This is a genomic window from Lentibacillus sp. L22 (genome assembly GCF_040812445.1).
Classification (GTDB): Bacteria; Bacillota; Bacilli; order Bacillales; family Amphibacillaceae; genus Lentibacillus_C; species Lentibacillus_C daqui.
Map to the genome: position 1 here is coordinate 55,694 of NZ_JBFNXI010000014.1, position 8,375 is coordinate 64,068.

6 protein-coding genes and 1 pseudogene are annotated in these 8,375 nt (G+C 40.1%); all 7 read left to right on the top strand.

Going from position 1 to position 8,375, the window contains the following annotated elements; all coding sequences use genetic code 11:
• Window positions 1–218 precede the first annotated feature (218 nt).
• Complete coding sequence (locus ABRT01_RS08860) at window positions 219–986, top strand: tyrosine-protein phosphatase (protein ID WP_367746844.1); 768 nt, start codon at window positions 219–221, stop codon at window positions 984–986.
• A gap of 450 nt (window positions 987–1,436) precedes the next feature.
• A complete protein-coding gene (locus ABRT01_RS08865; protein ID WP_367746845.1) occupies window positions 1,437–2,108 on the top strand; it encodes a response regulator in 672 nt (223 codons plus the stop codon).
• Window positions 2,109–2,517: 409 nt separating this feature from the next.
• On the top strand, window positions 2,518–4,350 hold the full coding sequence (locus tag ABRT01_RS08870) for a polysaccharide biosynthesis protein (RefSeq protein WP_367746846.1): 1,833 nt from the start codon (window positions 2,518–2,520) through the stop codon (window positions 4,348–4,350).
• A gap of 85 nt (window positions 4,351–4,435) precedes the next feature.
• A complete protein-coding gene (galU, locus tag ABRT01_RS08875; RefSeq protein WP_367746847.1) occupies window positions 4,436–5,317 on the top strand; it encodes a UTP--glucose-1-phosphate uridylyltransferase GalU in 882 nt (293 codons plus the stop codon).
• A 29-nt stretch (window positions 5,318–5,346) separates the two neighbouring features.
• Window positions 5,347–5,985 (top strand): annotated as a pseudogene (locus tag ABRT01_RS08880) (sugar transferase).
• The gene (locus tag ABRT01_RS08885) at window positions 5,982–6,857 is read left to right on the top strand and encodes an NAD-dependent epimerase/dehydratase family protein (RefSeq protein WP_367746848.1); all 876 of its coding nucleotides are present in this window, start codon (window positions 5,982–5,984) and stop codon (window positions 6,855–6,857) included. The pseudogene ABRT01_RS08880 and the gene ABRT01_RS08885 overlap by 4 nt, the downstream one beginning before the upstream one ends.
• The gene (locus tag ABRT01_RS08890; RefSeq protein WP_367746849.1) at window positions 6,832–7,860 is read left to right on the top strand and encodes a glycosyltransferase family 4 protein; all 1,029 of its coding nucleotides are present in this window, start codon (window positions 6,832–6,834) and stop codon (window positions 7,858–7,860) included. Before ABRT01_RS08885 ends, ABRT01_RS08890 begins: the two co-directional genes overlap by 26 nt.
• Window positions 7,861–8,375: the final 515 nt, after the last annotated feature.

An 8,375-nucleotide genomic window follows, 5' to 3' on the forward strand; every position in this document is an offset into this window, starting at 1 on the left:
TTTTCCTGTGTCTGCATGAATTTAAATACAATAGGCTATGACTTTTTACTTACAAAGTGACTTTTTCGTGACCTTTATGTTTTCCGTAAATTTTCTTAAGCTGGTATGATTAAAGAATAGAGGTTCATGAATGAGGACGATTAGATGTAGAAATGGTCTATGCTTTTTACGTGGAGGACGCTTGCTAAAAGCTTTCTACATATAATGGAGGGTGAAACATGATCGATATACATTGTCATATATTGCCTGGGATTGATGACGGTGCTGGTACATTAGCCGAAAGCATGGCAATGGCACGTGCAGCAGCGAGCCAAGGGATCCGGCAAATCATTGCGACCCCCCATCACTTGAATGGGACCTATCATAACCCTGGGGGAGATATTTTGGGAATTGTAGAATCTCTGAACGGAAAATTACAGACGGAGGGTATTCCGGTGAAAGTCGTTCCGGGGCAAGAAACTAGGATTAATGGTGATATCGTGGATGGGCTGCAAAGCGGGGACATTCTTCCGCTTAATGTCACAAGCGGATACGTGTTTATCGAACTGCCAACCAATGATGTACCGCGTTATACGAGTCAACTGATGTTTGACATACAGATTGCCGGGTACAAGCCGATCATTGTCCATCCGGAGCGAAATCGGGCCATCCGCGAGAATCCGGACAAGCTATATCGGTTGGTTAAAAATGGTGCTTTAACACAGGTAACTGCAGCGAGCATCGTCGGTAAAGTTGGCGGCAAAATTCAAAAGTTCACCAACCAGCTAATGGAGGCAAATTTGACACACTTCATCGCCTCTGACGCACATCATGTCGAAAAACGTGGATTTTATATGCGTGAGGCATTCGATATAATTAATAGGGAATTTGGGGATGCAAAGGTTTACGAGTTGATGGAAAATAGTGAGGCATTGCTAATTGGTGAGCCGATATACATGGATGCACCAGAACGAGTACGGCGCAAGAAAATTTTTGGATTATTATAGGGAAGCGGTGAGCAGATAAATTGTCAAAATCATCAAATTCCTGATATTCTAAACAGTGAATATTGGGAATTGGAGATATATGGCGGGATATGGAAGGGCTCTTTTGAGAAAACTTGAGTCACGAGCAATTGGTATGAATAGGACGAGTACAGCCCAGATCAATTAACGTTTAATGGGAACACGTAGCATGAAGCTTGTTTTACGGTGAAAATAGGTCATTTACACTAGGTAGGATTGTAGTCCTTTATCTATCAATAAGTATTTGTCAACTTAGAAACCGCATCATGATCCAAAAATATTTTCATCGTTTTCATATTGGTAAATATTGGATTCTGACGTGGATTGTATCCGGGTACATTGATGGAGATGGGAGATCATCCCTAGGGAACGGTAGTGTTAAACGGGGACAGAAGAACCATCCTTCTGTTCTGAAGGGTGTGTGGTAGTTAGATGATAAAGGTTATGCTTGTTGAAGATCAGCGTTTGTTTCGTGAAGGTGTCCAAGCGATTTTAGATAAAACAGACGATATTCAGGTCATTGGGATAGCGGAAAATGGGGAAGCTGCCATTCGTGAAATAGACAAACGTGAAGTAGACAAAACCCGGCCAGACGTTGTGTTGATGGATATACATATGCCGAACATGGATGGGATTCGAACGACTGTCTATCTAAAAGAACACTATCCTGATATCAAAGTTGTGATACTGACATCAGATGCCGATGAGGATACCGTGATCCGGGGCATTAGCGTTGGAGCGGATGGCTTCCTGCTTAAAGCATTGTACGCGGACAGCTTGATACAGGTGATTCGGGATGCAGCTCGTGGACAAACAGTGCTATCGGGGGAGGTTGCCCGGATACTGGCAACGAGAATCAGGGAGCTGACCATGAACAAGAAGCAAATCCTTGCGAAACGATTGGAAAATAGGGGACTCTACTTTTCCACCAGGGAGTTGGATATCGCCTATCTTATCATGGAGGGACATACCAATAAACATATTGCCCATCAACTATACCTTGGGGAAGGTACGGTAAAAAATTATATTAGTGAAATCTATCATAAAATCAATATTCGTCACCGCGCAAAGGCCGTGGAATTTCTGCGACGAATTATGAAGTAGAGCGCGTTCTCTCCCGCCCTAAGTCGGGAGAGGAGGCGCTTAAGTTCGGGAGAGGACACGGCCAAATCAGGAGAAAGTGCGTCTCGCTTTCACGACAATAGGCGCGCGCACCAAGAAAGCCACAAACAACGATCGAGCCGCGAAACACCTCCATCCCGGGTGAATCTCGTATCACCAAATTTAACTTGTGACTTTTTATCACAAAAGTCACTAAAAAAATGACTAGTTCTTTAGTAATATGGGACAAGAATGTTTTAAGATGTCGATTTACATAGATGGCTATCATAAAGGTGGGATGGATAGCTTACTTGAAAAGGTGCATATACGCTAGAGGGTATTTTCTTCATTCCAGAAACCATTCGCGGTATCATGCACGAATCAAGAATAAAATCAGAAAGGAGATGACAACTTGGCCTATCGTACACGGATGACCCTACTGATCCTGCTCGATTCGATTATTGTGTCGTTTGCGATCTTTGTGGCGGCATGGATTGTTTATCCAACGCTTGACATATTGGATATGCCTGCACTGATCATCAGCGCGGTTGCCCTATTAATCTTTCATCATGTCTTTGCATTTGTTTATAAGTTATATAACAAAGTATGGGCCTATGCCAGTGTCGGCGAGTTAAAAGCGATTGTTAAAGCAATTACGCTCTCTATTGTATCAGCAGGAATCGTGCAATATTTAGTAAATGATTTTCAAATTTATAAAAGAGCGTTGATTGTGACATGGTTGTTGCACATTATTTTAATCGGTGGGTCGCGATTTATGTGGCGCGTTTTCCGCGATAGATACATAGCAACGAATACGAATAAGAAGCGAACGTTGATTGTTGGTGCCGGATCAGCGGGTGCGATGATTGCCCGTCAGTTAAAAAATGACCAGAACAATGCGGAATTATTGCCGGTTGCGTTTGTTGATGATGATCCGTCCAAGCAAAAAATGCAATTATTTAATCTGCCAGTTGCCGGTGTTGTAAAAGATATTCAGCGACTCGTAAAAGATATGGCGATCGAACATATTGTAATCGCAATTCCATCGTTACATAATGGCGCACTCGAGACAATTGTGGTTGAATGTAATAAAACCAATGCCAAGGTGCAAATGATCCCGAAAATTGAGGATTTAATGACAGGAAAAGTGTCGGTTAGCCATCTGAAAAATGTCGAGGTTGAGGATTTATTGGGTCGCGAGCCAGTCAAGCTTGATATTGATGCGATCTCGGAATATGTTACCGGCAATATGGTCATGGTCACTGGAGCGGGTGGATCGATTGGGTCGGAAATTTGCCGTCAGTTGATGCGGTTTAGTCCTGGTAAAATCCTGCTTGTGGGTCATGGAGAATTCAGCATTTATTCGATTGATATGGAACTAAGAGAAATCCACGGGGAGACCGAAACCGAGATTGTCCCGATTATTGGTGATGTTCAGGACCGCCAGCGCATCTTTGACATTGTTGAAGCTCATCAGCCAACGTTTATCTACCATGCTGCAGCCCATAAGCATGTACCGATGATGGAATATAATCCACATGAAGCGGTGAAAAACAATGTCATCGGCACGAAAAATGTCGCAGAAGCAGCTGATACATTTGGCATCCAAACATTTGTGATGGTATCGACCGATAAAGCCGTCAACCCGACTAATGTCATGGGGGCAACGAAGCGGGTCGCAGAAATGGTTGTTCAGGATATGGCGATCCGAAGCAAGACGAAATTTGTTGCCGTCCGCTTTGGCAATGTACTCGGCAGCCGTGGCAGTGTAATCCCATTGTTTAAAAAACAAATTGAACACGGTGGACCAATAACAGTGACGCATCCAGACATCACCCGGTACTTTATGACCATTCCTGAAGCCTCCCGATTGGTGATTCAAGCGGGAACACTGGCAAAGGGTGGCGAAATCTTTGTCCTGGATATGGGCGAACCGGTGAAAATCGTTGATTTAGCACGGAATTTGATCAAACTATCCGGATACACTGAAGAAGAAATTCCGATCAAGTTCACAGGCATTCGTCCTGGTGAGAAGATGTATGAGGAACTGCTTAGCGACAAGGACGTTCATCCTGGGGAAGTGTATGAGAAGATTTATGTGGGACGGACAAGTGCCGTGGACGCCAGACTTTTTCGATCATTCATTGAACAGTTTGAAGCATACCCAGCTGTTGATCTGAAAGAGGAATTGTTACGGATTGCGCATACGAAACACACGTTAATGGCAGTTCATGAATCTTATTAAATAAATCGAATGATATTTAGCACAAGGTTATATGATAAATAGAATGATATAAATAACGGAATTTCTATCCATGGGGGTTATCGTATTGAAAACAGTGAAAAAGGCAATTATACCAGCTGCGGGCCTTGGAACGAGGTTCCTGCCCGCAACTAAAGCAATGCCAAAAGAAATGTTACCCATTGTTGATAAGCCAACGATTCAATATATTGTAGAGGAAGCAATGGCATCGGGAATCGAGGATATTATCATTGTCACGGGTAAAGGCAAACGTGCGATTGAAGATCATTTCGATAATAACTTCGAGTTAGAAGATAATCTGATGAAAAAGGAAAAGTTTGATCTACTGGAAAAAGTCAAGCAACCGTCAAAAGTGGATATTCATTATATTCGGCAAAAAGAGCCAAAAGGATTAGGTCATGCAGTGTGGTGCGCCCGGAAGTTTATTGGCGATGAGCCATTTGCCGTTTTATTGGGTGATGATATTGTTCAGGCAGAAACACCTTGTCTGAAACAGCTCATTCAACAGTTTGAAGAAACCCAAAGCTCCGTGGTCGGCGTACAACAGGTACCAGCGGAGGAAACCCATCGTTACGGCATTGTTGATCCAAGTACGGTTGAAGGTCGACGTTATCAAGTCAATCACTTTGTGGAAAAGCCAAAACAAGGAACTGCGCCTTCCAATTTGGCAATCATGGGTCGTTACATATTGACACCGGAAATATTCGAATTCCTGGATAAGCAGGAAACGGGTGCTGGTGGCGAGATCCAGTTGACCGATGCGATCCAGTATTTGAATCAGCTGCAAAATGTATTTGCATATGACTTTGAGGGCAAGCGGTATGATGTTGGCGAGAAGTTGGGGTTTGTGATGACGACACTGGATTTGGCGTTGGAGAATGAGGAGATTCGGGATGAGTTGTACGCATATTTGAAACAGAAAGTAGAAGAAAGTGCCACTATGTCCTAGTGATAGAAAAAGGCTGGAGCGTGAATCGTATGATCTACTTAAAATTTAAAAGACTGATAGATTTCGTTCTTTCTCTGTTAGCCTTAATCATATTATCACCCATTTTTTTGATTCTCATTTTGGCGATTAAGCTCGATTCAAAAGGTCCGGTTCTATTTAGACAAAAGCGAATAGGCATTCATAAACATTACTTTCATATCTTAAAATTTCGTACCATGAGAATTGATACGCCGAAAGATACGCCAACACATCTTCTGAAAGACCCGGATCAATATATAACAAAAATGGGGAAATTCCTGAGGAAAACATCACTCGATGAGCTGCCACAGATTTGGAATATCTTTGTCGGACAAATGAGTATTATTGGCCCACGTCCAGCACTCTGGAATCAATATGATTTAACTGAAGAAAGAGATAAATATGGTGCCAACGATGTCAAACCTGGTCTAACCGGCTAGGCGCAGATTAATGGACGGGATGAACTCCCTATTGAGGTGAAAGCAAAGTTGGATGGAGAGTATGTAGAACGAATGAGTTTTGGCTTTGATGTGAAATGCTTTGTGGGTACGTTAATTAGCGTTATGAAGCATGATGGTGTTGTTGAAGGTGGAACCGGAACAACGGCAAAGAAGGAAGTTGCGAGTGATAAGGAGACGGACTCGGAATGAAAAAGATTCTTATCACTGGTGTGAATAGTTATGTGGGTAATTCCTTTGAGAAATGGGTCTCGGATTATCCTGAACAATATAGTGTGGACAAAATTAGCTTGCGGGATGGATCTTGGAAGGAGAAGGACTTTTCTGGTTATGATGTCGTATTGCACGTGGCGGGAATTGCGCATCAAAAGGAAACAAAAGAAAATGCACATTTTTATTATAAGGTTAACCGTGACTTAGCATTTGAGGTTGCACAAAAAGCTAAGGGCGAAGGTGTTAAGCAATTTATCTTTTTGAGCTCGATGAGTGTTTATGGAATGGATAAGGGAGTTATTCATAAGTACACTCCTGCTAATCCCAAAAGTAATTATGGAAAGTCAAAACTGCAGGCGGAAGGGCTAATAAAGTCTTTAGATGATGATTATTTTAGAATTGCTATTTTGCGTCCGCCGATGATTTATGGTAAAGGGTGTAAAGGGAATTACCAACGCTTAGCAAAACTAGCGATGAAATCACCTCTTTTTCCGGACGTTAATAATAAACGAAGTATGATTTATATAGATAATTTAAGTGAGCTTATTAGGTTGTTAATTGATGGCTTTGAGGAAGGAATATATTTCCCGCAAAATGAGGAGTATGTGTGCACCTCTGATATGGTAAGAACAATAGCTGAAACACATGGGTGTAATATCAGATTAACAAAATTGTTTAACTATCCGATAAGGTTATTCAGATTTAGTATTATAGATAAGGTTTTTGGGGACTTGGTTTATGAAAAAACCCTCTCAACTAATAAAAATAAACCGAAAATAGATTTTATAGGTTTTGAAGAATCGATTAAAATGACGGAGGGTTGGCATGAAAAAAATAGTAATACTCTCTAACCATCACGCTTATACATATAATTTTCGTAGGGAGATTATTGAAAGACTTTTAGATGAGGGGTATAAAGTTTGTCTAGTGCTTCCGTATGGTCCTAAGGTTGAACTTTTGAAAGAAATGGGTTGTGAATTTATAAATTTACCTTTGGACAGACGGGGAATGAATCCAATAAAGGATTTGAAGTTGTTATTTGGCTATTACAAAATTATTAAAAGGATTAAACCTGATGCCGTTTTGTCGTATACGGTAAAACCAAATATTTATGGTGGCTTGGTATGCAGATTTCAGAATGTCTCCTTCTTTCCTAATGTGACGGGACTTGGGACGGCGGTTGAGAATGAAAGTCTAATCCAAAAAATCCTTTTACAAATGTATCGAGTTGCTTATAAAAAAGCTAGTTGTATATTCTTTCAAAATGAAGAGAACAAACAATTCTTTAAAGATAAAAATATTAAAATAAAGAAATCCAAGATTATCCCAGGATCGGGTGTAAACACACAACATTTTTCTTTACTACCCTATCCTTCTGATAATAAAATACATTTTATGTTCATCTCCAGAATTATGAAAGAAAAAGGAATCGATCAATATTTAGATGCGGCAAAGTATATAAGAAATAAATATCCAAACACGGTTTTCCATGTTTTGGGTTACTGTGAGCAAAATTATGAGGATAAGCTAAATGAACTGCAATCTGAAGGAATTATTAAATATCACGGCATGCAGGATGATGTAAGAGAATTTCATAAAATATCCTATTGTACCGTTCACCCTACCTACTATCCTGAGGGTATGTCCAATGTATTATTGGAAAGTGCTGCTAGTGGACGTCCTATTATTACAACAAATAGAAGCGGATGTAGGGAAATTGTTGACGATGGTGTTAATGGGTATGTTGTAGAACAAGAAAACAGTAAGGATCTCATAGATAAAATTGAGATGTTTTTAGGTCATTCTCATAAAAAGAAGATAGAAATGGGTTTATCCGGTAGAAAAAAAAGTTGAAAAAGAGTTCGATCGACAGTTGGTGGTTAAAGCTTACCTGGATGAGATAGATAAATTCCTATAGCCAAAATTTATGGTGATTGAATAAATATGGGTTACAAAGTTTTATGATGGGGCTGAACTGAAATGTTACAAACAAAGAAAACATACATGAGTAAGATAGAAAGATATTCATTTTTAGACAAACTAATCTTATTTTTGTATTCATTATATTTTATTCTTACACCATTCTATTTTTGGAAAAGCGGATATCCACAGTTTGCAGATTTTATTTTTGCGACATTAGTTCTTATTGTATTTGATTACTAGGAAATTCAATGTAAAGCTTTTTTATGGAACAAAAAGGATTATGAGTGTAGGTTTAATTTTTGTGGTTTATGTCCTTACTATAAACTTTATATGGGTTTTATTATTGCAAAGCACAGATACATTTTTGTTAACATCTATTTATTGGTACTGTCAATAAGTTTGTGTAAATTAATAGAGTATCCTCGGAATTGGGATTTGTTTTCTGA